17 protein-coding genes and 1 pseudogene are annotated in these 25,982 nt (G+C 43.0%); 6 read left to right on the plus strand and 12 right to left on the minus strand.

Features of this window, described 5'->3' with window-relative positions; genetic code table 11:
* Positions 1–231: 231 nt before the first annotated feature.
* Positions 232–708: a GNAT family N-acetyltransferase gene (locus IJ00_RS18765; protein ID WP_052754495.1), complete on the minus strand. Its 477-nt coding sequence runs from the start codon at positions 706–708 to the stop codon at positions 232–234.
* Between the two features lie 169 nt (positions 709–877).
* Here IJ00_RS18765 and IJ00_RS29170 point away from each other — a divergent pair, with 169 nt between their 5' ends.
* Positions 878–1,018, plus strand: a complete 141-nt coding sequence (locus tag IJ00_RS29170) for a hypothetical protein (RefSeq protein ID WP_168163506.1) — start codon at positions 878–880, stop codon at positions 1,016–1,018.
* Positions 1,019–1,091: 73 nt separating this feature from the next.
* Here the strand turns inward: IJ00_RS29170 and IJ00_RS30195 are convergent, their stop codons facing one another.
* The 4 genes from IJ00_RS30195 to IJ00_RS18785 all read right to left on the minus strand — a co-directional run bounded on the left by IJ00_RS30195 (position 1,092) and on the right by IJ00_RS18785 (position 4,776).
* On the minus strand, positions 1,092–1,484 hold the full coding sequence (locus tag IJ00_RS30195) for a DUF4440 domain-containing protein (RefSeq protein WP_035155473.1): 393 nt from the start codon (positions 1,482–1,484) through the stop codon (positions 1,092–1,094).
* A gap of 4 nt (positions 1,485–1,488) precedes the next feature.
* Positions 1,489–1,956 carry a GNAT family N-acetyltransferase gene (locus tag IJ00_RS18775; protein ID WP_035155475.1) on the minus strand — a complete coding sequence of 156 codons (468 nt, stop codon included), beginning with the start codon at positions 1,954–1,956 and terminating at the stop codon, positions 1,489–1,491.
* Between the two features lie 188 nt (positions 1,957–2,144).
* A complete protein-coding gene (locus tag IJ00_RS30200) occupies positions 2,145–3,143 on the minus strand; it encodes an NADAR family protein (RefSeq protein ID WP_339366961.1) in 999 nt (332 codons plus the stop codon).
* A 112-nt stretch (positions 3,144–3,255) separates the two neighbouring features.
* Positions 3,256–4,776 carry a site-specific integrase gene (locus tag IJ00_RS18785; protein ID WP_035155478.1) on the minus strand — a complete coding sequence of 507 codons (1,521 nt, stop codon included), beginning with the start codon at positions 4,774–4,776 and terminating at the stop codon, positions 3,256–3,258.
* Positions 4,777–4,892: 116 nt separating this feature from the next.
* Between IJ00_RS18785 and IJ00_RS18790 the strand changes: the two are divergent.
* Positions 4,893–5,993 (plus strand): annotated as a pseudogene (locus tag IJ00_RS18790) (nickel-dependent hydrogenase large subunit); the annotation flags it as partial.
* Positions 5,994–6,259: 266 nt separating this feature from the next.
* Here the strand turns inward: IJ00_RS18790 and IJ00_RS18795 are convergent.
* Both IJ00_RS18795 and IJ00_RS18800 read right to left on the minus strand, forming a co-directional pair.
* Positions 6,260–12,868, minus strand: coding sequence for a PAS domain S-box protein (locus IJ00_RS18795; protein WP_035155480.1), 6,609 nt, complete (start codon positions 12,866–12,868; stop codon positions 6,260–6,262).
* Between the two features lie 358 nt (positions 12,869–13,226).
* Positions 13,227–14,006, minus strand: a complete 780-nt coding sequence (locus IJ00_RS18800; RefSeq protein ID WP_035155482.1) for an ATP-grasp domain-containing protein — start codon at positions 14,004–14,006, stop codon at positions 13,227–13,229.
* Positions 14,007–14,143: 137 nt separating this feature from the next.
* On the opposite strand from IJ00_RS18800, the gene IJ00_RS18805 reads away from it, so the two are divergent.
* From IJ00_RS18805 to IJ00_RS18815, 3 genes are all read left to right on the plus strand, one after another.
* Positions 14,144–14,644 (plus strand): helix-turn-helix domain-containing protein, encoded by a 501-nt coding sequence (locus tag IJ00_RS18805; protein WP_035152459.1) that lies wholly within the window; start codon positions 14,144–14,146, stop codon positions 14,642–14,644.
* A 47-nt stretch (positions 14,645–14,691) separates the two neighbouring features.
* Positions 14,692–15,216 (plus strand): IS630 family transposase, encoded by a 525-nt coding sequence (locus IJ00_RS18810; RefSeq protein WP_035152456.1) that lies wholly within the window; start codon positions 14,692–14,694, stop codon positions 15,214–15,216.
* Positions 15,217–15,464: 248 nt separating this feature from the next.
* Positions 15,465–16,799 (plus strand): IS701 family transposase, encoded by a 1,335-nt coding sequence (locus IJ00_RS18815; RefSeq protein WP_035155395.1) that lies wholly within the window; start codon positions 15,465–15,467, stop codon positions 16,797–16,799.
* A 79-nt stretch (positions 16,800–16,878) separates the two neighbouring features.
* Here the strand turns inward: IJ00_RS18815 and IJ00_RS27195 are convergent, their stop codons facing one another.
* The 4 genes from IJ00_RS27195 to IJ00_RS28450 all read right to left on the minus strand — a co-directional run bounded on the left by IJ00_RS27195 (position 16,879) and on the right by IJ00_RS28450 (position 21,657).
* On the minus strand, positions 16,879–19,230 hold the full coding sequence (locus tag IJ00_RS27195; protein ID WP_052754496.1) for a DUF2610 domain-containing protein: 2,352 nt from the start codon (positions 19,228–19,230) through the stop codon (positions 16,879–16,881).
* Positions 19,231–19,494: 264 nt separating this feature from the next.
* The gene (locus IJ00_RS18825) at positions 19,495–20,502 is read right to left on the minus strand and encodes a WD40 repeat domain-containing protein (protein ID WP_144416058.1); all 1,008 of its coding nucleotides are present in this window, start codon (positions 20,500–20,502) and stop codon (positions 19,495–19,497) included.
* 248 nt (positions 20,503–20,750) lie between these two features.
* Positions 20,751–21,047, minus strand: coding sequence for a hypothetical protein (locus IJ00_RS18830; protein WP_035155485.1), 297 nt, complete (start codon positions 21,045–21,047; stop codon positions 20,751–20,753).
* Between the two features lie 439 nt (positions 21,048–21,486).
* Positions 21,487–21,657 carry a chlorophyll a/b-binding protein gene (locus IJ00_RS28450; RefSeq protein ID WP_035155488.1) on the minus strand — a complete coding sequence of 57 codons (171 nt, stop codon included), beginning with the start codon at positions 21,655–21,657 and terminating at the stop codon, positions 21,487–21,489.
* 407 nt (positions 21,658–22,064) lie between these two features.
* On the opposite strand from IJ00_RS28450, the gene ald reads away from it, so the two are divergent.
* On the plus strand, positions 22,065–23,156 hold the full coding sequence (gene ald / locus IJ00_RS18840; RefSeq protein WP_035155491.1) for an alanine dehydrogenase: 1,092 nt from the start codon (positions 22,065–22,067) through the stop codon (positions 23,154–23,156).
* A gap of 190 nt (positions 23,157–23,346) precedes the next feature.
* Here ald and IJ00_RS18845 read toward each other — a convergent pair whose 3' ends face one another.
* Positions 23,347–25,905, minus strand: a complete 2,559-nt coding sequence (locus IJ00_RS18845; protein ID WP_035159313.1) for a DUF3769 domain-containing protein — start codon at positions 25,903–25,905, stop codon at positions 23,347–23,349.
* Between the last annotated feature and the right edge of the window lie 77 nt (positions 25,906–25,982).

Consider the following 25,982-nt stretch of genomic DNA (forward strand, 5'->3'; position numbering starts at 1 on the left):
TAGCGTTCGAGCCACAAGTTGTTTGGACTCAAGCTATATTTATCTTTCACGCACCGATCGATGGCATTATGCAAATCCTTACAACCCATAATTTTTGGGCGATAAGGAGTTCCATCCCTGAGCAATAACGACTATCACTCGTTGAGTAGGTGGGCGAAGAATCGCCGATTTCTGTATTTTTTGATAGGAAAAATCTGTTTAACTTCACCCCTATTGGTGCCTGATAAGCCTCTAAGCTTCAATTCTTCGGGACATCGGATGAGCCATTGTAATTCCGAAGCCCTTCACAGCAAGTCCAGTCGATGAGTACCCGCAACGCTTGTAGAAACCCAATGCAGTAATACTACTCTCGAGCCTGATCTCCTGGATTCCTGCCGCGATCGCCTCCCGCTCCAGACCAGCCAAAAGAGTTTTGCTGACTCCACTAAACCGTACATCCGGCGATACATACAGGAGCGCAATAGTGTCGGGGAGACTCAGCAAGCCGAAGCCAACGAGTACCTGATCTCGCTCTGCAACAAGCGCAATGTTCTGCTCGGACATAATCCACCGCTCGAAATTGGCTGGCGTTTTGTTCGCAAGCCACTCGACCAACGTCGCCTCGTCACCGCAGTGATCGTCGTGGCACAACTCGATAATCGACCGCCGCACAACTTCGCAAGCCGCAGAAGCGTCAGATATTGTAGCGTAGCGAGTGGTACACATCATCGGTCTAGCACATAACTTGTATTAACCCGAAAGTTTCCGTCTATTAGCCAAAACAATCTAGCTTCATCAAGCATTACAGATGATTTAGTCATAATATCAAGAACTTTTCTGGATATCGTCAATATTCACTTATTCTACCGAATTTTTCTAAATAACTACCTAAATCTGGGTGGAAATAATCATAGGTAATTTTGATTATAGAAGTATTGATTTCTTGATTTGGAAATTGAGCGTAGACGCGCTACGGGGACTTCTTGTGGCGATCGCCGGAGACCTAGCTTTGCTGACCGTTTTTCTCAAAGATGTTTAACGTTCGCAATCACCGGACGCAGATAACTGCTGCTAAAAACAGCATACTTCAAAGTTTTGGTGCATTACGATTGTTAGACCGCAGACTGGTCAAAAGGGTCTGTAGGCGTACCCTGATGAAACACCATTCGCCAGCCTGACGATTCAAGTCGCCAAATTGATGATCGGTTGGTATGCCGGAACAACTCTCCCGATGAGTTCACATAAGCTGAGCGATAGGTGAGCAGCGCAATCGAGTCTGAGAGTGGTTTGACTACAAAATCTTGGGCATGGATTTGCGGTGGCTCCGGATCACTTGGTAATGACATCAGTTCATGATCGCGTGTGTAGGAAGCTCCTGAACGACCGAACTCCTTGAAGTCAGGAGCAAGCAACTGTGCAAGGCGCTCTCGATCCTTACGACACTCAGGCTGATGAAGCTCGCACTCTAGTTCGCTCAGTGTGGCTAGTAGCGATAGGTTCTCCATCAGATTACTCCATGACCTCGTGTGAAAGGTTGATCCATTTCATCGGTGTTCCCCATATTCCATGACTGAAAAAGCGATCGCCACTTTGCCTAAACCCCACTTTCTGGTAAAAGCCAACTGCCTCTTCTGCGGCGTTGACAGTAACTTCATTCAAATCATAGCTGCATCGGGTGAAAAGTTCTCGACCGATTCCTTGCCCAGAAAATTCTCTTCGGACAAACAGTAATGACAAATGATTGCCCCTCTTAAAGGCAATAAATCCAACAACGATTTCATTCCACGTTGCAACTAGCATTTTTTCATCACTCAAGATTCTGTCTCTTAATTCCTCTGGATTGCAAATCTGTAACCATTCGGCAACGCTTTCTGGTGTGCCATCTGTGAGTTCCCAAAGCGCCGCAGAAGCCCACATACAACCACTGATTTGATGTTCATTTCCAATCTGCGGGAGTCTATAGGTAATTGTGTTCATGGTTACGTGTTAATCACCTTTCAGCAGCACCGATCTGAAAGCAGTTATTGTTGGGTTGCCTTCCTAAAGAGTAAAACGGGCGATTTAACGCCCTGCGCGTTACTGGACGAGGATAATATTTGCATCGTAGCCGATAGCGTATGCCTCCGTTCCGTGTGCACCCGCTTGTTAGCTTGCGAGTAAATGATCTACTTTTTGTTGGAATAATCGTAACGTATTCGTTCACGGGTTTCCATCAATAGCAGACCCAGCCGATTCAATCCGGTTCCATCTCCACCATCACCCCAGTAGCTATCATTTTTCGTATGCTCAATTAGTTTTAGATCACCAGTTGAAAGTAACTTTTCAGTCAAGTCAGGATGTTGTGTAAATTTGGCATATAGAGCTTCTCGCATCACATCATCTTTCACTACTTTCCAATCTCCACGTAGTGGTCTATGATGCTCTCGCCCCATCTCAAGTGCATCTCGTGCTGTTTTGGCTTGTCGAATTTCTTCTTCGTGAAAAGTATTAACAAACTTCTGAGCCTGAAAATAATGTTCCGAGGTAGCCCATATCTTATCTTTTAGATAAATTGCATATGGCGCAAAGTTCGAGAAACAACCGTAAGGCTGATTCAGATGGTAAAACTTAATCGGTTTACTCAGGGCGTCACTTGCATAATCAACAGCATACTTCGCTAGAGTCGTTTGGATAAGTGCATCAATTTCCTGAGGAAGTTTTGCGATTCCTCCGCCAATTGCATAACCGGGTATTGAGCCTTGATTTTGCCATCCCAAAACATCCCATCCCTTATCAAGCAGAGACTTTATGTATTCCAAGTCAGATTCAACAACTTGTTGGTGAGTATATCCGCCATAATCGCTGTAAGTCATCGTGGTAATGGGAGCAATTTCCAACCGTCTTTGCAAATCAGAATATTGTCCTCCCATCAGAGACTCCATCGCTTTCATGACTGCGGCTTGATTAGAGCCTGACGTATTTGTATTCCAATCACCTGCTTTATAAGTCTTGCGAATCTTTACTGTTTGATCATAGTTAGCTGAGTAGGTGATAGCAACACCGGGTGACCCTTTACTAATCAGCCGCCGTGCCTCAACAATAATAGCGAGAGCTTGATCTGATACCGAAATATTGTTTCCACTTTCGTCTTTATAGGACAAGTAAAAATTGAATAGACTTCCCATGGTAAATACTTTGCCTGAACTAAAAAGCCATTAAACAGAAATCAATTTTAACAAAATACGAAGCTTTGACAATTATTCGCCAACAAGATAAAAAAGTTTCGATTTGTTTGATTTAGATACTCTCTGAGAATTTCAACTTTTCCACTTCCAATCTCAATCTTTCATTCTCCATCCGTAGCGCCAATATTTCATTCTTTTGCAACTCAATTAATGACTTCTGACTAATTACCTCACCAAAGGCTTTTTTCCGGTTTTCAATTCCAAACCATCTTTGATAGGTTTTTGTATGTTCATCAACAGTATGACCTAAGTTGTCAGCAGCTGCTTTAATCGGTATTCCTTGAAGATGCGCTCGAATCGCGCAAGCATGACGCAAATCGTAGGGTTGAAACTCAATGCCCACTTTGCGAAACCATCTGGATATATCTCTTCGCATCCAATTAATATTTTGCACAGATGCGATTTTTGTCACTTTTTTCTCTAAAATTTTTAAGGGTTTTGGATTATGTAAATCAAATAATCCTATCCATTCTGGTACAAAAGGAATAACTTCTCGATATCCAGTTTTTGTATTTTTATTAACTTTCCAAGTATGGTCGATATTTTGGGGAGACATCCACCAATTAATATCAGGTTCTACAAATAATTCCCTGGGGCGTAATCCAAAGGTTGCTAACATTCCATATACCCAACGCCACATTTCCCAGGTGTCTACTTCATCACTAATATTTGTATTTTTACGGTTTATGGCGAATTTTTCAAATAGATAAATAGAAGATATAATTTTATCATCTTCAGGGATTTCTCGATGGGCAGGAGTGACACTATCCCGTGTAACATCTAGTGTAAATCCTAGCTGAAAGGTTTTAATAAAAACGGAAGTTACCGCAATTAACTCATTTTTTTTGTTTCCCTGGGATGAATTAATAATGTCTTCAAAATTATTTTTTGTAGCTAAATATGTGAGAGGAAAGTTTCTTTTGATTACAGATATATAGTTGGCAAATGTATTTTGACTAGTTATAGTCTTCTGACGAGTCTGATAATATTTTTCTTCAAATATATCTAATAACTCCCCAATAGTTTTTATCTCTTGCTTTTCTCTCGATTTTATTCCTAAATATTTCTCATTCCACTGGAAAGTATGGCGAGCAATTAATTTACCCAGCTCGTAACTTTCCTCGATCGCCGTTTTCAATCCTTCTAAATTTGCGGGTATCCCTAGTGACAAATCATACTGCTTTTTCTCCTTACTTACGCTGCGTTCGCCTTGGCGAAGCATTGCTTTATCGCTTGGTTTTAAAGGTAGGGTAGCTCGTAATTGAAGAGAATTACCAGTTTGTTTAATACTAACTCTAATTCTCTCCCTTTTTAAATTATTATTGGCTTCGACTAACTTCTGTTCAAAAACTTGCTGATACTGTAATTCCGTCGCTTTAACTTTCGCCATTGTTCCCCTGTAACTGCCGTCTGTGGTGTTGTGCGGCTCAAAATCTGCAAACATATCGGCGAACAATTCCCCTGAATCTGCGTTTGCATCCTCATCTGTAGATAGGGGATATGTCTGCGATATGAAGTTGTGGCGATCGCACTCCGTTCCGTTACCGCACTCATCTTGATTTTGCCCGCTCATTCCCTAGATATTCCCTTATTTATAAGCTGAAGTTACAGAAATAAAATGTTATTGCAGAGCAAATTAGTCATACAAAACAAGTTACTTGTGAACATTTTCAGCATATCACCAGGTGTCATAGCAGTTATATGGTTCCTGGTGGTGTCATGTGCGCTCCCACCCTGACGGATATCACCCGCGCTTGGTCAATTCTGGAGTACTTTCGTACCAACTGGCTGGAACCCGTATGGTTAGGGTGTTCCTTAGAACGCTACGAAGAAATTAAAACCTACGATGATTTTATGGCATGGTTGCACGAAGACCGTAACCACCGTCAGTCTGACCTAGGCTTTTACTGGCGAATGGGTTTAGATATCGGCTTGGATAAATATGGTGCGGGTGTCGGCAAATACATGACCTGGGGCTATTTACCCCATGAAGACCATTATCAAAAGCCGACAATTGAGGGTCGGAGCTCGGCAGTAATCGTCAAAGGAGGAGTCTACGACGGTTATACAGATACTCACACCCCCATTGACCATACATTTATTCGAGAAAATACCACCCACTCTTGGTATGAAGAAGGGGAGGCAGATATTCATCCCTACGATCGCCACACCAATCCCACTGCTAATAACCACAAAGACTTTGAAAATGCCTATTCCTGGGCAAGTGCTGTACGCCATATCGACCACGGACGCTTGGAAGTCGGCGCTTTAGCAAGACAGTTAGTTGCCGGTAGTGACTATGGTGAATCCTGGCAAAATACCGATGGGTTCATCCGTGATGTTTTTCAGCGTATGGGTGGTCCGAGTATTCACGTCAGACAACTTGCACGTTTACATGAAATTGTCAAGCTATATCGAGAAGCAGAACGCTGTCTGCGGGAAATTAAATTAAATGACCCCTGGTATATTAAACCCCAGGAAAAAGATGGACGGGGTTGGGGAGCAACGGAAGCTGCGAGGGGAGCGCTGTGCCACTGGGTGGATATTGCAGAGGGCAAAATTAAGAATTATCAGGTCATTACCCCTGGTAACTGGAATATTGGACCCCGTGACGGTGAAGGAAAACGCGGTCCCATCGAAGAAGCCTTGTTAGGGACACCGATCGCCGATTCTAGTGACCCGGTAGAGGTTGGTCATGTAGCGCGATCGTTTGATTCCTGCTTAGTTTGTACAGTTCATGCTCACGATGCCAAAACAGGGGAAGAATTAGCACGATTCCGTACAGCTTAAAATATTCCTTGCTCAAGGCATAACAGATTGCCAGTAAATCAGGTTTATCAACCTCGTCTATTTTGAGAATTTTCCCATCAAGACTTTGAAATTGCTACTCTCCGAGAAGCCGCTACGTGTCTACATGACCGGAAGAGGCGGAGGTAACAAGCCAGTCAACTTCGACACGCTCAGTGCATCGCTTCTAGGACGCTTACAGGGGGAGGAGTCCGAGTTCCGTTCCGGTCTTCTCCCTGCTCCTTTTCCTCATTCTTGATACTCCCTCATTAAGTCTTAAGTCCTGCTAAACAGGATTGAATTTTTGCATTCAGATTTTTGAGCCGTATTGGTTTACTGAGGTAGCCCGTTGCACCGCTATCAAGACAACGTGCTTCATCACCAGGCATAGCTAAAGCAGTCAAGGCAATAATAGGAATTTGACTCAATTCGGGAATTTGACGAATTTTGCGAATCGCTTCTAGTCCATCTATTCCCGGCATTTGAATATCCATTAGCACCAGGTCTGGATGCAATTTCTGGGTTAGTTCGATCGCTTCTTGACCATTACGCGCGACGAAGATGCCATATCCCATTATTTCCAGATAATCAACAATCACTGCCATATTCTCCTCATTATCTTCGGCTAATAGGATCTTTATTCCAGCCGATTGAGCAATGTTGGCAGACAAACTTAGATCGTCAAGCATATTTTTTTTGGGGTTTATTGCATCAATTATTTCCAATGGGCGATAGGGGAGTCTGATCGTAAAACAACTACCAACACCCAATTTGCTTGTTAAATGTACTTCGCCACCATGTAATTCAACAATTCGCTTGACCAAGGCTAATCCTAAACCTGTTCCTTCATATTTTCGATTAAGGGCGCCATCAATTTGAGAAAACGCTTGAAACAGTTTTGGGATATCTTCTGGAGCAATTCCAATCCCAGTATCAATGACGCTCAATTGTAACATTGAATTTGCCGATGCAGCTGCATTATTCACTTCCTCTAACTCGTAGGGTGCAACGACTTGGAGTGTGACCTGCCCACCTTCTGGGGTAAATTTCACCGCATTATTGAGGAGATTAATTAACACTTGTCGAATGCGCCGGTCATCCAGGTATAAATCCGGCAGTGGCGATGAAGGTAGTTGAATATCAAGTTGAATATTCTTTTTGAGTGCTTGTTGTTGAACAAAGACTATACTAGCCTGACAAAGTTGGGCAACATCAACAGGTAAGGACTCTAGGACAATTTGACCTGCTTCAATTTTCGCTAAATCGAGAATATCACTAATTAGTGATAGCAAATGTTCGCCACTTCGTTCAATAATTCGTACCATTTCCATCTGTCGTTCATTGAGAGAACCCAGAATTTCCTCTTGTAATGTTTCCGACATCCCAAGAATTGCATTTAAAGGAGTGCGCAATTCATGACTCATATTAGCCAGAAATTCATCCTTCAAACGAGTCGCTCTTATTAGCTCTTCATTTGTTTTTTGAAGCTGTGCTTCTGCTTGTTTGCGCTCAGAAATATCACGGGAGATACAGATAAAGGAAAGTTGCCTATCCCATTCCATTGGGCATATATAAATCTCAACTGGAAAGATTGAGCCATCTTTACGACTATGTAGGGTTTCTATTTTTCTTGCTTTAGAAGTATCCCAGGAGAAATTACTCAGGTTTGATCGAACTTCTTCAAGTGTCATCTGAGCATCCCAGTCAGCAACGTTGAAATGTCTGGCTTCTTCGGGGGAATATCCTAACATGTGGAAAAAACTGGCGTTGGCTTCAAGGAGATTAGCTTCGCTGTCTATGATATGAATGCCATCGGATGAGGTGTTGAAAATCGTGGCTCGGCGTAATACTTCTTGTTGCAGAGCAAGTTCAACTTGTTTGCGATCGCTAACATCAAAGATAATTCCATCCCACACCACATCGCCATTGTCTAATCGCTCTACGTAAGACATGTCTTGAACCCACCGCAGTCCTTTTTGGGGCAGGAGCAGGCGATAGGAAACAGTTGTGGGTTGCGGTAAATCTGCCGCATTTCTGCGAATTTCACCACTTAACCACGAGATATCTTCTGGGTGAATTCTTGCCCAAACCTGGGTAATGTCTTGGAGAGCAGTTTCAGGTTCGATTTCAAAGACCTCTCGAATCTGGGAACTGACATAGGTTATTTCATCTGTGCCATCGGGATGGAGGACATAGCGAATAATCACCCCTGGTACATTTTCCGTTAGGCGATGGAATTGGGCTTGACTTTCTTGCAGGGCAAGCTCGGCATTTTTGCGACTCGTAATATCCGTTAAAATTCCCTGGTAGCCGATGATCTTTCCGGTAGTATCCTTGATAGGCGTTGTATTGGCTCTGACCCATACGTAGGGGCGATCGCGGTGACGATGACGGAACTCTATATAACCAATTTCTGTACTCACCTGTCGAATGGGTGTTTGTTCGAGAATCTGCGGGCGATCTTCTGCATAAATGGTTTCGGCTACTAGCCTACCGATCCACTCGCTGGGTTCCCAACCAAACAAAGTCTTAAATTGAGGCGAAAGATAGGTAAATCGCTGTTCAATATCTATCGACCAAATAAGGTCTTGCCCACCTTCTACCAGTCGCCGGAATTTAGCTTCACTTTCTGCGAGTTCTGCTTCCATACGCTTGCGATCGGTAATGTCTGTCAGCGTACCAACGTAGCCGACTAAACAGCCCGCCTCGTTGAATTCTGGAACAACCCGTGAATAAATCCAATTGATTGTACCATCTGGTTTTACATGCCGCCCTTCCCCAGGTTCTAAAGCGTGGATGTTTGGGGTTGGCATTTCCAATATTAACTTCCATGATGCTAAGGCTTGATTGCGTTCTTCAGGATGCAAAGCATTCAGCCACCCCTGTCCCAGAGCTGACTCAGCAGGGCGACCGGTCATTTGGCTCCAACGTTCGTTGACGTAGATACAATTTCCCTGGGTGTCAAAACGAAAAATGGCTACAGGTGCTGCTGCTGCTAGGCTAGCATAGCGGCGTTCGCTTTCTTGTAGGGCAAGCTGGGCATATTTGCGATCGGTAATGTCTGTCAAAATACCCTGGTAGCCAAGCAATTCCCCCGTAGCGTCCAGAATCGGAGATGAACTGATTCTCACCCAAACATAGGGGCGATCGCGATGGCGCATGCGGAACTCAAGATCAGTTTTTGTTGATTGCTTGTTCTGGGTAACATGATGGGCTAAAACTGTCTCTCGGTCGTCAGGATACACCGCTTCAATACAAGATTGATTAATCCACTCCCTAGCTTCCCAACCTGACAGGGACTGGAATTGTGGTGATAAATAGGTAAATCGCCACTGACTATCCAAAGACCAAATTACATCTTGTCCCCCTTCCACCAGTCGCCGGAATTTGGCTTCACTTGCTGCTAGTTTGGCTTCGATTTGCTTGAGTTGGGTGATATCAGTCAGAGTCCTAACATAGCCGATGAGATTGCCTGCTTCATCTATCTCTTGCACAACTTGAGAGTAAAACCAATTGATAGTACCATCGGGAAGTAAATGCCGACCTTCTCCTATCTGCAAAAATTGCTGATCTGGGGAGAAACGCTCCATAACTTCCAATGATTTTACTCGGAAAACTTCCCGTTCTTCAGGATGTAAAGCATTCAGCCACCCCTGTCCCAGAGCTGACTCAATAGGGCGACCGGTCATCTGGCTCCAGCGTTCGTTGACGTAGATACAATTTCCCTGGGTGTCAAAACGAAAAATGGCTACAGGTGCTGCTGCGGCTAGGCTAGCATAGCGGCGTTCGCTTTCTTGCAGGGCAAACTCGACATTTTTACGATCGGTAATGTCTGTCAAAATACCCTGGTAGCCGATGATTTTGCCGCTAGTATCCTTAACAGGTGTTGTAGCGACTCTGACCCATAGGTAGGGGCGATCGCGGTGGCGATGGCGAAACTCCAGATAGCTATCTTCTGAGTTAATGGAGGGCTGAGTTCGTTGTGCAATTAACCAATCCCGATCGTCTGGATACACGGCATCAAGGGAGGGTTTGCCAATCCATTCGCTAGGCTCCCAACCGAACAGTGTTTGGAATTGGGGAGAAAGGTATGTAAAGCGATCCTGCACATCGACAGCCCAAACTAGATCTTGTCCTCCTTCCACTAACTGCCTATATTTGGCTTCACTTGCAGCTAGCTCTGCTTCGATTTGCTTGAGTTGGGTGATATCGGTCAAGGTACTGATACAACCGCATATCTGCCCCTGATCGTCGAATTCGGGTCGTGCTTGGATATAAACCCAGTTGATACTGCCATCCGGACGAATATGTCGCCCTTCAACCCCTTGAATGGCACTGGTGGGAACGAATAGATCAGCTAGGATCGCAGGATTATTCCAAGGGGCTAACAACCTTTCTCTATCCTCAGGATGAACAGCCTCAAGCCATCCCTGACCTAGGGCAGATTTAAGGGGTCTGCCTGTCATTTCGCTCCAGCGATCGCTGACATACACACAATTCATGGGGGCATCGAACCGACAAATGGCGACGGGAGCCACTTCCGCTAGAGTCGCGTAGAGCTTCTCACTTTCTTGCAAAGCTAATTCGGCTTGTTTGCGTTGGGTAATATCCGACTCCGAGCCAATTATCCGAATTGCTTTACCAGTTGTATCCCATTGGGCTTGGGCACGGCTCAAAATCCAAAGATAGGAACCATCCTTGTGTCGCACCCGGTATTCGAGTTGAAAGAATTCTGTATTCCCTGCTAAATGGTCTGCAATGGCTTGGTAGAGAAGATTGCGATCGTCTGGATGAACCAATTGCACCCAATCCTCTAGGTCACTAGGCAGTTCATCATCGTCATACCCACGCATTTCCTTCAGGCGTTGGGATACAAATAACTGCTTTGTCTGAGGATTCCAATCCCAAATACCATCGTTGGCTCCTTTTAAGGCTAATTGCCAACGTTCTTCGCTGGCTTGCAGGGCAGCTGTACGTTCTGTAACACGCTGTTCTAATTTCTGGTTGAGTTGGTGTATAGCTTGGGTTGATTGTTCTCGCTCAATGGCAATTCTGGCAAGGTGCGCCACCTTTCTGACACATTCCAGTTCATGGGATTGAGGCGTTTTCTTTTGGCGATAGTAAATACCCAAAACACCCAGTAGTGTCTGGTCGCTGCTCAATATCGGCATTGACCAGCAGGACTGTAAACCATAAGCCAAAGCCAAGTGTTTATAGTCTTGACATAGGGGGTCAGTATCGATATCAGCCGCGATCACGATTTCTCGACGATGAGCCGCTGTCCCACAAGTGCCGACACCTTCTGCAATCGGTAAAACAGCAGCTTTCACATAGTCTTGCGGTAAGCTTGGAGCAGTCGCCTGACACAATTGACCATCCTTACAGAGCATGATCGTGCAAACTGTCTCCGGCAGATAGTTTTCCATCGCCCGCATTAATGCATCAAAGCTACCGGATAGTGGTTGTGTTTGGGCAATCCTTTCTAAGATTTCGTATTGGCTTTCGAGTAGAGCTTCCGCACGTTTGCGATCGCTAATATCGGTAATCGTACCAACAAAACCAATTTCTTCCCCTTCTGCGTTGTACTCAACCACCGACTGTCCATACACCCAGACTTCCGAACCGTCGGGGCGTTGCACTCGATATTCGATCGACCAGGAACGATTTTCACGGCGTGCCTTTTCATATTCTGCAACAATGCGTTCCAGATCCTCATAGCGATACCCCACAGACCAAGGTTGACCAATTAGGGCAGTCCGATCTAAACCTAGAATTTCACAGTAGCGGTCATTCGCATAGGTACAAACTCCCATGGCATCTGTACGTAAAATCCCTACAGGAGAAGCTGCCATAAGGGATTCGTAAGGAACTGATTCAGTGATGGGGGTTGATAGAGAAAGGGATGGCTGATTTACTTGTGCTGACTGAATGGTTGGTGCAATTGCTTCCCTTGTGTCTAATCTTGTATCTAATTGTGCTGCACAGACTTCACTCAATCGATATAAAGCCAACGGGTCGAATGCTTGTAATAAATTATCTAGGGACAATAGCCCCACTAAGTCTCCCTGGGGAGAAGTTACCGCTAGAGGATACCCACCCTGGCGATCGATTTGTTGATAGGCTGACCATAATGTTTCCTCCGGAGTAATTGTGGCGATCGGTTGCATAATAGTGACCGCCTGTACCCGGTTTAACTCAACACCTAAAGCAAGCAACTGCACAATATCCTGAGCCTGAATAATGCCCCAGGCTTGTTGTGTTCCAGGCTGGGTAATGATATTCTTCTCTACAAGAGGTAAGACTAAAACACTGCTATTTTTTTCTGTCATGAGTTGGGCGATCGCCCAAATTGAACAATCCCATCCAACCATGGTCGGTATTCCCTGCATCACATCCCCCACTTTTTGCAGACGTAAGGGGGCTAGGGGCTGGGAAAAACTCGCGACGCTCTCTGTAGTCAATAGACCTACTAACTGTTTTTGGGCATCCACAATCGGCAAACAAGATGCTTGGCGCTGTTGTAGTAGTTGGATGACCGCAACTTGCTCTGTTAAATCCGATTCACATAATGGCACAACGGAGCCACTAAAGATACTACTAAGTTGGCAGTCTTGATTTAATTTTTGCGTCGATAGCCAACCAACTATTTCCTGTGCTGTAAGCACACCAATCACTTGTTCAGCTTTTATTATGACTGCATAGGACGACTGCCATATTCGCTGATGATGAGATAAAGGTTTTCTGGTCGAGGAACTGGAATTAAGTTCGCAAGTTACACTTACCCGTCCCACTTCTGTGACGATCTGACTCAACCGATTTCCCAGGTTGATTATGCATGGATTATCAATAATCAAGGAATCCCATTCCTGCCTATCCATGAAATTTTACCTTCGCCACATGAAAGTTGGACTTTAGCAATACTTGTACAAAACTCTGGCTAAACCGAATTGTTTGGCTAGCTCTCCCTGAGAAATTTTACCTCTATGGTAAGCTTTTAGAATTTTTGGGAACCCATCCCAAGAATATGGTATTCGATACACTTTGGAGGTATCCTAGTTACCGTCATACATTATACCTAGATAACTTAATAACGGCTATTCTTTAAAGATTGAACAATCCTAGCTACCATGCACAACAGTGTCACAGTCCATAGTCTGGGTGCTTTAACCACAGCCAACGTAATTAATCCACCGCTTCTACAGGCAACAGTAGTCTAAAAAAAGCGCCTACTTGTCTTCACTGTGTAAAGCGCTCCTCAAGCTTCAGAACGAGGCGCTGAACATCGGCAGCGTAGAAACCAGAGGAGTTGATTGTGTTAATTTCAACAATCTTGACCCCGAGTTCAGAATTGCAGATGTCGATAACAAACGCCTCATGAGGTGCCCATTCATTGACTCTGGCACGAGCAAAGGATGCAATTGGCTCATCAACATCTCTGTGGTAATAAACCTGCCCACCACGCTTGTAGAGCGACTGCGTAACAATCTCATCGCCAACTATCCAAAATCTATACTCCGCATAGATAGAGATGGGGCGAGACAGTTGAATCTTTGTCTGGGGTGTGAGGCTAGTGTTGTGATTCATTGTTGACTCGCAGATGGAACGCTGCCAAGTAACAAAATCTTCCTGGTTGAATACTCGACCACTAAAATGTTTTGAGTCATGAATCGGTCTGACAAACATCTTCGGTAAAGCAAACCTTGCATGTTCCAGTGTGCAAACGGTGGAGTGAAAATTCAGCAAGTGTTCACCCCAGTGCAGACGCTGTTGCTTAAAGTCATAGGCAAACAAGTCAAAAACACCGGGAATCCAGCCTTGCCGGGAAGCTACGTGACGCATGGCGTAGGAGCCAATACAGATGATATTGTTGTGGTCAATAGAGAGATCGGGGACGATGTTGCCAACTCTTGGAACTACGTGATGCACAGAGTAGCTGATACCGAATCGCTCCAGGGTTGCAATCAGTTCTTCCCAACCCGCTTCAGATACAAAGCCCTCTTGTAGTACCCAGTGCATAGGTTGCCTCCATATCCATTTAGCCTTAATTCAACCTTAGCAATTACAGATATGTGGGAAATTTTGTCACCACTCCTAATACCAATTAACGAAAAATATGATACAGATAGATAAGGAATAAATATGAGCAAGCAAAGATGGCTGGAGTCACCAAAGTAGAAATAACAGAGTCAGTAGAGGAATTACATGAACTGCTGAGAAAACAAAAAACAGCATCAAATCTCGAACGGATTCAAGCTTTGTATTTACTGAAAATAGGACAGGTGAAAACAATACAAGACGTAGCGGTGGTAGTAGGAAGGGCAAGGGTAACGGTACAAAGATGGTTGAAAGAGTATCAAGAGTCAGGGATTAAGGGTCTATTAACAACGAAAAAGAGTCCAGGGCGACCAGCAATAATTAGCTTACAAGTAAGAGAGCAGCTAGACAAAGAGCTTCAAGAATCGGAGGGATTCAAAAGTTATGAGGAAATACGAACATGGTTAAAAGCAGTAGAAGGGATAGAAGCATCATATAAAGTAGTACACGATACAGTGCGCTATCAAATGAAAGCAAAGCTAAAAGTGCCGCGAGCAGTAGGTATAAAATACGATAGCGAAGCAGAATTAGAATTTAAAAAAAACTGCCACAATACTTAGAAGTAATAAAAAAACACGTCATAGCACCAGTAGATAGACAAAAAACAATTAGATATTGGTGTGGGGACGAAAGCCGTGTGGGATTGAAGACTGAAGCTGGGAGACTAATTACTAAAAAAGGAGTTAAGCCCATCGGCATTATGCAATGGAAGCGGGATAATTTTTATTTATATGGATTAGTGGAACCATTAACTGGAGAGTATTTTATCTGGGAATTCTCTCATTTAAATACAGCCTGTTTCAATATTTTTTTAGAAAAATTCTCACAGACTTATGCTCAAGATATTCATATTCTTCAGTTAGATAATGGAGCTTTTCATTTAAGCCAGCATCTGAAAGTACCAGAAAACATAGTTTTGTTATTTCAACCTCCACATACACCTCAAGTTAATCCCATAGAGAGATTGTGGGAAGAAGTTAAAAGGCATTTAACTTGGGAAAGCTTCCCAAGTTTAGATGAATTAAGAGAATTTATCTGGAATCGGTTGGCACAATTAAACACATCAATTGTTGCTTCCATCACAGGTTGGGATTTTATTCTTGATGCTTTATTTGTATCAGGCTTTTCGTGAATTGGTATAACCCCTCTTTTGTTACCTTGGGGAAAGAATAATCCGAAATTATTATATTTACGTCTTTTTTCAATAAAGGAATTTAAATGACAAAATTAAGACGCGACCGCACAATTCATTATTTTGTTTAGTTTTCAGAGTAGAGATAGTATTTTTCTCTCCTCGTAGTAACAAAAGAGGGATAACCCTCTTTTGTTACTACGGGGAGAGTATAATCAGAAAAAAAGCAGACAAAGTAAGTAATAGGAATGGTTACGCCGCGCAGACAGCCAGTAAGCACAGTGGCATTCATAGATAACTACTGCCAGCACTATTATTCAGTATTTGAGGATGTGAGGCATTTTGAAGCTTTCAAATTCTTACATTTGGGCATAGTTTCAGAAATCCCGCGAAAAACCCTACCCCTAATAGCTAAAACAGTGGGGTTAAAAGATAGCCAAACACTACATCATTTTTTGAGAGATGCACTGTGGGATGTCAAAAAGTTAAGAGAAATTAGGCTGTGGTTGATCAAAAGGTTTATTGGAGAAAGAGAAATAATTTTATGTATTGACGAAACCGGGGATAAGAAAAAGGGAAAATCAACAGATTATGTGACTAGTCAATATATCGGAAACTTAGGCAAGACAGAGAATGGAATAGTATCTGTAAATGCTTATGGTGTAGTAGATGGGATTACTTATCCTCTAATGTTCCAAATATTTAAACCGAGAAATCGCTTAAGAGAAGGCGATAAATATAAGAGTAAACCCCAAATAGCAATAGAGATTATTCAAGAGTTGAAAGAATGGGGTTTCAAAATTAAATTAGTGTTAGCGGATAGCCTATATGGTGAGAGTGGAGATGTAATTAGATGTTTAGAAAAATTAGAACTAGAGTTTATCGTAGCAATTCGCTCCAATCATGGAGTGTTGATGCCCCCAGGAAGCCGAAAACGTTATAATCGCTGGAAAGCTTATGAGCAAAAGCTTTCACATCGTCAAACTGAAACTCGTTACTTGAGAGAAATTATTTTTGGTAAACGTCGCCGTACCAGATACTACCAAATCAGTAAGATGAATACACCCGACCCTACGGGAGATGAAAGTTGGTACATCATGACAAATTTATCAACTGATTTGTCACTGAATGTCGCGCAACTTTATAGTTTAAGAAATTGGATTGAATATGGTTTTAAACAAGTTAAGAATGAACTAGGTTGGGCTGATTTTCGTCTAACTGATTATGAAAGTATTGAACGCTGGTGGGAAATCATTTTTAGTGCTTACCTTTTCGTTAGCATTCAGGCTACTTATTTTCAACTTCATGTCCAAAATCAATCAACATCTAGTTCAGAATTACCTTCCTCAATAGACTTTAATAGTTCTCAATATAGTCAACATCCTAATTGGGAATCTGGTACCACATGGAAGAGTGCCTTAAATAATCTGAGATTGCTCATTCAACCCTATATTTTTTACTGTTTGATTCAACCTTGGCTCACAGTATTTAACATTCCTGGTATGAAGCGTTGCTTTTTGAAATTAATCAACTTTATGAATGATTTTCGCGCTTCTCCAGTCAGTTTCTCTGTTGCTAGTTGAACCTCTTGTCAATTTTTCTCTTCCTAAAGTAACAAAAGAGGGATAACTCACAAATCCCTTGAATATTCCCAGTGCATCCCTACTTTTTCTTGTTCGCCTCGCCTAATGCATAAACAGTTAGCTCTTGAAAAGAAACATTATTATCCCGTGCAATTTTATACAACTTCTGAAATGATTCAACGACATCTTTCGGAACTTCACAACCTCTAGCTTTTTCAACCCAAGTAAACTGAGCATTGGTTGGGGATTCATCGAGTTTCCAATCCCACACATATATATGAAAAGGAGACTTGACCGTTCCACAGTTAATTGACACAGTAAAACGCTTCATACCACTTGTGGAACCAACGCGATTCTCAATGGTTTTTAATAGTTGGGGTTTAGCTGGTTGTAACTTTTCCTCTTTATACAGCCTCAACAGGTTGCTATAAGCAGTCTGTAAATACATTGGCCAAGCATCTTCACTATCCGGTTTCGTAGTTTTCTCCAGATCAAGAGCCTTTAGTGCATACTGTTCAGCTTTTTTCAGGTCTTTTGCTGCTAATTGTCCCTTCAGGTAAATATCTGACAGATGAGTCGCTGCTCTCAAAGAACCACCAACAACAGCCTGCTGATAAATCTGGATAGCTTCTTGAGATGTCTGGGGGGTCGCCTTAATTTTACCGTTTCTAATCAGATCAGCCAATTCTACTCCAGCCGTTTTAGAACCTCGGTTTATCGCTATTCGGAAATACTTGGCTGCTTCCTCAGGTTGCGCTTTCCCTAATCCTGTTGTACTTTCATCCGCATATAATTGTGCCAGTTCCACAGCTGCATCATTATCACCAGCAGTTATGGACTTTTTGTACCACTCAATTGCCTTGGATAAATCAACCTTGACGTAATCGCCATAACGATACATTTGAGCCAACAAATACATAGCATCAGAAGAACCTTTTTGAGCCGCGTTCTGAAAGTAAGCCAGTTTTTTCTCGCTAGCTTGTCCAGAAGTCTTTTTATCTCCTGCTATTTGAGCTTTTTTTGCCTTCTCTGTATACAGACGACCAAGAGATGTTTCAGCATCTAATGCTCCAATGGATAGGGCTTGATTAAAATACTTTTCTGCCTGGGCTAAGTCTTGTCCAGGAACTCCTTCTCTGCCATAGAGATAGGTTTCACCAATTGCCAACATTGCCGAGGCATTATTATTTTCGGCAGCTACCAACCACCAGTCAAATCCTTCTTTCTTGTTGGGTGTTGTCTCTCCCCAACCCCAATACAACCGCTGTCCATAGGCAAACTGGGCACGACTAAAGCCACGGGTTGCTGATCGCCTTAACCAATAGGCTGTACGCTCTGGGTTAGCAGTAACTCCCTCACCAGCATTATAAGCAATTCCCAATAAGTACTGAGCTTCTGCATCTCCATTTTCCGCAGCTTTTGTGATATCAGCGATTGATTTTTTTGCTAAAGTCTGCTTCAGTAATCTATAGCCATCCTTGACAATATCGTACTGACGTTTTTCCAAACCTGTGTCTAGCAACCGAGTTTGTTCAGAGACTAATATCGGGGCTACCGGAGTTTCAAGGAACTGAAAGTTAAACAGTATGCCTTCCTGGTAGGGTCGCTGTTCTCCATTTGTGCTGTTCTTAACTTGTTCGTATACTTGTTGGAAAACAGTTGTCAATGAAGATCCGGGTTGGGAAATTGCCTTAGTAAAGGCTTGGGTAAAAGGGCTGTTGGATGCACCAGCAACTCCATCAATAGCCACTTGACCTGGTGAAGCAGCAAATAAAATAAAGGTGTCGGGACCATCAGAGGTAGGACTCATTTTTGCTAGTCCAGACCCTCTACTACCTCGATGTCCTGGATTGACGGGATTATCACGACAGGCATCTAAGACGAAGATAACTTGAGAAGCCTTGGACTCACTAAGGTAGTTCAGAATACCCTGCTGTGCATCCATTGCCTGATCAATAAAGACAGCCTTACTAGATTCAGAAAGACGCTTAAATTTAGCTGGAATTAAGTAGTTATGTCCGTCAATCTGTACCCCATGTCCAGCGAAAAAGAATAGGGCTGTAACCTTATCACCAGGGCTATAGCTATTTATCTTCTTGATGAATTCATCTCTAGCCTTTGTCAAATCTCCTTTAGTTGGATTGATAACTAGGGTGACTTCAAAACCAGCTGACTTAAGTCTTGCCTCGACCAGTTTGGCATCATTTACTGGCAATTTCAGAGGGTCTTCAGGGTAGTCATCGACACCAACAACTAAGGCAAGGCGTTTTGATGAACTCTGTTTGACTCCAGTGAGTGGTGGAGTTGCTTCTGTGGCTTGAGACTGCTCAATAGTGATGGGGAGTAACAGTGTGGATACCCCTGATGTAGTCAAGCAAAATACTAGGGCAAGTGGAGTCAACTTTAATTTCCTGGCAGAAAATAAAGGCATAGATAATATCTAATTTGTAATTAGTGTAGAAAACTTATTTCGTTACCTCGTACCACCGTACACAGGCTGACTCAAGCCCCGGTATTTTTTATTCTCTAAGAGGTTTTCAGCTACTGATTAATATCAGGAACAGGTACAAATTATGAGTCTTAAATGTTCCAATAATAGTCAGTATAGGCTAAATATGCGTAAATTTTCTATACAAGATGTCGCGAAAGTTTAACAAATTAGTCTGCCGTCATCTTTAGGATAATTTGGAGAGGTTTAAATAAACTGCCAAATACGAATTTTCTTATCAAATCCCCCACTAGCGAGGATTTTACCATCGGGACTAAAGGCGATCGCGCTTACCCAATCACTATGCTCATACATATTCCTGACAACTTCGCCACTATTTAAATTCCAAATTCTCACCCCATCCTTACCTCCACTGGCAAGGGTGACACCATCGGGATGGATAGCGATCGCGTTCACCCAATTATTATGTCCTTGTAGGGTATTTTTCAGTTCACCTGTATTACTATCCCACACCTTAATGTTGCGATCGCGGCTAGCTGTCACGAAGCTTTCTCCATTGGGTGTAAAATCTAGGGATGTAACATAATCTGCGTGGGCTAAAATTTTACGGATTAATTTTCCCTCGCCTAAATCCCAAAGCTTTACTACTCCTCGATTGTCTCCAGTGACTAATGTTTTGCCATCAGGACTGACTTTCATGGTAGTAATCTGATTATCAAATCGTGTGAGTATTCCTAGGGAGCGCTGCTGTACTAAATCCCAGAGACGAATACCATCCAAACCACCACTAATTAATATCTTACTGTCGGGAGTCACAGCCAGAGCTAGCACATTACTCGAATGTCCCATAAAAGTCCGGCTAAATCTTCTCTTTTTCCAGTTCCACAGATGCACCATACTATCATCGCTACAGCTGGCTAGGGTACTACCATCGGGGGAAACAACAACCGACTCCACTGTAGTTCTATGCGCCCTGCGAATTATCCCGTCGTGCTTCCCTGCTCTCATTCTCCACAGGTGAATCACACCATCGTTTTCTGCACCACCACTTACCAGGGTTTTGCTATCAGGGCTAAAGGCTAAGGATTTAATAGTTCCTGAATGCCCTTTGAGCGTATACGCTAGCTTGAGATTGACTAAATCATTTCCCCTCGCTGGGGAATTCTCTAAACCCTCCCTGCCAGCTAATACTGGGGATGGAAGGGACAAAACAGGAGCGTTCGCCGTTTCGGCGGAGCATAGCTCTATTGTCATCACACCTGTCATTATTAATACTATAATTCCCTGAAGGTAAATACTTGCTCTACTTACCTTTTTCGCTTTTTGAGAAGAACTTGGATAATTTTTAATGTAATTAATAATACTTTGAAGCTTAGACATAGCAATTAGTGAATTAGGGGCGATCGCCAGTATCCTAAAATAATCTATTCCAGAAATTCCAGCCGAACTAGCGATGCACCTATAATTCCCCAATCAACCATCCAAATCACCAACAGACTACCTTAAAGAGGTGGTTTCTTTTTAGACACACTCAACATCGGTAAAACGGAATTTGAGGACTGAGCGGGTAAATATCTTTGTACTACTTGCTCTTCCTGAGGTAAGGGACGACTTTGTTGAACTCGCCACCATCTATATGCCAGAGAAAAGCCCGCAGTTCCTAAACCAAATGCCACCAATGACCAACTGTCATCAATGCCACCGATTAGAGTATCAATAGCTCCAATAGTGAATAAAATAGCAATGACTGGCTCTCTTCTATAGAATGACTTTAAAAAGCTAGGTAATAAAAAATTCATCGCAGTATGTTTTTATGCTGACTTAGTGTAAATATACTGATTTTTGTTGACTCGTGTTTAGCACATATTGATAGACATACCATACATATTATAGTCATTTGTTTATTTGTGGATTAAGATACCTGCAAGATTATCAATTATCAACACCAGAAAAATAACTGTCCCTGATTATAACTACCTAGTTTCTTACCTGCATTTCTGAATTCTTCATAAAGTCAAAGCCAACTGGTCGAAGTAACCAGACAGAATTAATTACATAATGTCATTGCGAAGCTCTTCAAGGGGAATGTTAGCTTCCCTATACTGCGTCAATGCGTAGCGTGTCCCTTAGGATTCAGCAAACACAAGGACTGGGATTGCTTCCCTGACAATGATTGTAATTATTTTTGTCCGACTGCTCACCAGTTGGCTGATACTTGATGTTACCAAAAATCTCAACTTACTTTAAGCCGAGCCAAGCTAAAACACCTTGGTTTGTCACATACTCAATTACTACCATTAACAGAAAGCCAATCATTGCAGCTCGACCATTTAAACGTTCGGCATACTCATTAAAGCCGAATTTTGGTTCTTCGAGTTTGGGGGTAACGCTGGGCTGTGGTTGTGTCATCATGTGGGAAAACCTTTGAGAATATATCAGAGTCTTAGAAACCTTGCTCTTAAATCTGCCAATCCTGAGGATTTTCAATTTTTCCTCTCTACGAATAGTCTTTAAGAGCTTTTACACATTTTTACATTTCTTAATATATATTGTAGTACCACTCGGAGAATCGTCAATCAAAAATCTTTGAAGTAGATTATTGGTGCTGAGTAATTTAGGAGTAGGGATAGGTAGTAATAGTCATGGGTAACGGGAATTATCAAGCAGCTATTGGTTGTTGATTATCGATACTGTTCATCGATTTAACTGTGGATAATGCTCCTTACTCAGGAATGAATTGGTAGTCTTTGATGCAACATCATCTAGATGAGCCTGACAAACTAAAGGCTAATTAAAAATAGATTAGAGGTAGTAATATGGAAATAGGTATCCCAAAAGAAACTAAAGACCAAGAGTTTAGAGTTGGTCTCAGTCCTTCTAGCGTACGTGTGCTTCAAGAAGCTGGTCATCATCTCTACGTAGAAACACAGGCAGGGTTAGGTGCAGGTTTTACAGATGATGATTATGAAAGTGCGGGGGCAAAAATTGTCAGTCCTGGTGATGCGGTATGGGGTAGGGATTTAATAGTCAAAGTTAAGGAACCCCTAGAGGCAGAATATAAATTTTTGCAGAAAGGACAGGTATTATTTACCTATCTACATTTAGCCGCAGACCGCAAGCTCACAGAACATTTACTTGATTGTGGAGTCTGCGCGATCGCCTACGAAACCGTCGAGCAACCAGGAGCCAATAAACTACCATTACTCACACCCATGAGTATCATTGCCGGCAGACTATCTGTGCAATTTGGAGCCAGATTTCTTGAACGTCAGCAAGGGGGAAGAGGTGTATTACTAGGTGGTGTTCCGGGAGTGCAACCGGGTAAGGTGGTAATTCTTGGGGGTGGTGTCGTTGGTACAGAAGCTGCCAGAATTGCCGTTGGGATGGGTGCTAGTGTCAAAATCCTAGATGTTAACGTCGAACGCTTAAGCTATTTAGAAACCCTATTCGGCTCACGGGTTGAACTAGTCTACAGCAATTCTGCTCATATTGAAAGTGCTGTAAAAGAAGCAGATTTACTCATCGGTGCAGTATTAGTTGTGGGTAAACGTGCTCCGATTCTAGTTTCTCGGGAATTAGTCCAAAAAATGCGCCCAGGTTCGGTGATTGTTGATGTCGCCGTTGACCAAGGGGGGTGTGTAGAAACCTTACACGTCACATCCCACACCAGCCCAGTATACATCGAGGAAGGTGTTGTGCATTATGGCGTTCCCAATATGCCTGGAGCCGTTCCTTGGACAGCCACCCAAGCCTTGAACAATAGCACTTTACCCTATGTATTGCAACTAGCGAATTTAGGCGTGCAAGCTTTAGAAGTCAACCCAGCCCTAGCAAAAGGTTTAAATGTTAACAATCATCGTCTCATACATCCAGCAGTCCAGGAAGTATTTCCTGATTTGGTAAGTTAAGTCAGGGGTAGGGGAGAAGGGGAGAAAAATATATTTTCTTGGGAATCACAGCACTTTTGAAACAGGTGAGGTACACCATAAGTAATAAGTAATAAGTAGATTTCTGAGTCATTACTCATTATTCATTATTCATTACTTTTTTCAATCAATTGCTGTAGCTCATAAACATCAAATCTGCTGTATCTATCCCCTATTCCTGAGTTACTCCCCCAACTACAGGCTTAACTTCAGAATTGTCAGAGAATGGATCCGTACCACCAGTCCAATTGAAGTCACTGATACGGAAAGTAATTCCCCCTAATTCCAGAACAGGATTGTAGCGCAAAGTTATACCATAACTGCGGCGAGTATATTCCAGAAGATAGTCGGTGCTGCTGCGCTCTCCAGTATCAAGGTTAATCGAGGTTTGAAAACCTGCTCGCAAAGGTCCATAGATTTGTTGAGAAATACCGAAATTTAAAACTCGTCTATCTGCTATTCGGTCGAATAAAAAGGGAGATTCCCCACTAGTAAAGCCTTGGACATAGCTGACATTAAAGGCAGTATAATCAAAAAACTTGCGGGAAAAGTGACCCAGTTGCCCTTGAATACCAACAGTGGCAAATAGACTACTTTGATTATCACCATTACTGTATTGGCTAGTTGTACCAGTTAGGCTGCTGAAGGCTTGCAGGTAGGGAACTACAGGATTTGGTGTGTAACGTAGTCCTTCCGTGGGGGTTGCAGCTAGGGGTTTACCTCGCCATAGGTATACTGCACCATTGAGGGTGGTACTGGCTTGGTAGCGACCAAGGGAGATACGGTTATTTTTGCGACCTACTTCTAGTAAGTCTTGGCGGTCAGTATTCGCATTGATATATTGGGCACCACCTTGGTAGCGTAATCGCAAACCTGTTGTACCCAGGGCAATATTGGGGGAAGTAATCAAACCACCAATACTACTTTGTACTGTTTGAAAACCGAGGGTACCGTTGTAGAGGCGATCGCGGTAACTTGATTCCAAACTCAAGATATGGGGATTACCTAAATCTCCAAAGAGTTGTTGTAAACGTAAACTACCTCGAAGATTATTTTCGATATCATCTAAGTCCAAACTAGTTAACACCCCTGAACCCTGAATAGTTGTCTGGGGGCTAAGAGTACTTGTGATTTTACTCTTAATCGCAAAGACTGAGGGAATATTATCTATACCTCCAATTGCTTTCTGTGCCAAAAATTGGGGGGTGACACTCCAACGAAAATTATCCGAATCTACAATTTTAAAACCTCGTTCAATAAATAATCCTCCCCGTTTGTCTCCGTCATAACCAATAGAAAATAAACCTGGTGTCACATCCCTTTCGCTGCGGTCAATTACCCGTTCATCGATGGGAATCGGTATATTGGTATTCTGGTGTAGGACTAAACGTTGTCTTTGGGTTTTTATTCTGTCTCTGAGGGGAGATTCTCGTGTCAGAGTCACTTTATCCGCACGTAATTCTAATTCTGGTGGGGAAAAGGGGTCATTTGTCAAGCGAACATTTCTAGCTTGCCATCCACGGGGATAAAAATCGATGCGGGCAGCTTGGAAACGCACACGTCGAACTTGTCCACCACTTTTTTGAGAGGGAATATTACTGACATCTGGTCTACCACCAACAGCAATATTAATCCCTCCTGGACTATTGGCGGTTCGGGGTTGGTTTTGTTGAACGCGATCGCCGACAGTTCTTTTTGTGACTCCAGTAGTTGTCCCGTCGAAACTGAAATCATCTCCCGCAGTGGGAATAAATATTTCTCCACTCCCAGCCAAAAGATCGCCCCGATCTTGAACAAAATTATAGGTGAAGCGTTGACCCTGTAAAACTTGGTCGCCACGGGTTAATATGACATTTCCCTCACCCACAGCAATCAGATTATCGAGATTGACTTGTACGCGATTTGCCTTAACTTCCGCACCATCAAACCGCACAACCACATTCCCTTCCGCAGTCACCACCCGACGTTGCTCATCATATTCTTGGCGATCGCCAATGACTTCAACAACTCTTGGTGTTTGAGGAGAATTAGTTGCTGGAGTTGCTGGAGTTGCTGGAGCTTTTGTTGGAGGAATGGTAACGGGGGCAATTTTTTCGGAAGTCTGATCACGGGATTTAAATTCGATGGTTCCTGGAGTCGATGGCTGAGGACTCACATTAGGAGCAGTAAACTCAATACTTACAGGTTGATTCGAGGGAGAAGCTTTAGCGGAATTGTCCCTAGGGGAAGGATTAACTACTCGACTATTTGGAAACGTCTGCTGACTTTTTGCCTGTAACGGATAACCAACTTCTTGATTTGATGGTGCAGCTTTGACGGAATTGTTCCTAGGAGCAGGATTAACTATTTGACTATTTGGAAACGTCTGCTGACTTTTTGCCTGTAACGGATAACCAACTTCTAGGCGATCGCCCAAAAAATTCGCCTGTTTTTCTTCTAATACTGGAGAAAATTCTGGTGCAAGACTCTCTGGTGGACTGACTTGTGATACTTTCTGGGAAGTAATGTTCTGATTCCTTTGACTCGGTGTGGGAAAATGCTCCGCACTACCGATGGCTATAATCTGAGATTTCTTTTCTGTCTCTGCTAAGGGCTGCTTTTCTAACTCGTCTACAACTAGAGTACTAGCGACTGTCTGTTGTTTTGACTCCTCTGCAACAACAGTTTCACTCACAGGTTTTAATGATTCAACAATCGCAGGTGGTTCAGGTGGCAGAACAGGATGAAGCATATGTTCAGAATAATCACGCTCACAAATAGCCAAACAAATAGCCGGAAGGACGAGTAAGATAATTTCCCTCCCGACTT

It is taken from the genome of Calothrix sp. 336/3 (assembly GCF_000734895.2).
In the GTDB taxonomy this organism is placed as follows: domain Bacteria; phylum Cyanobacteriota; class Cyanobacteriia; order Cyanobacteriales; family Nostocaceae; genus 336-3.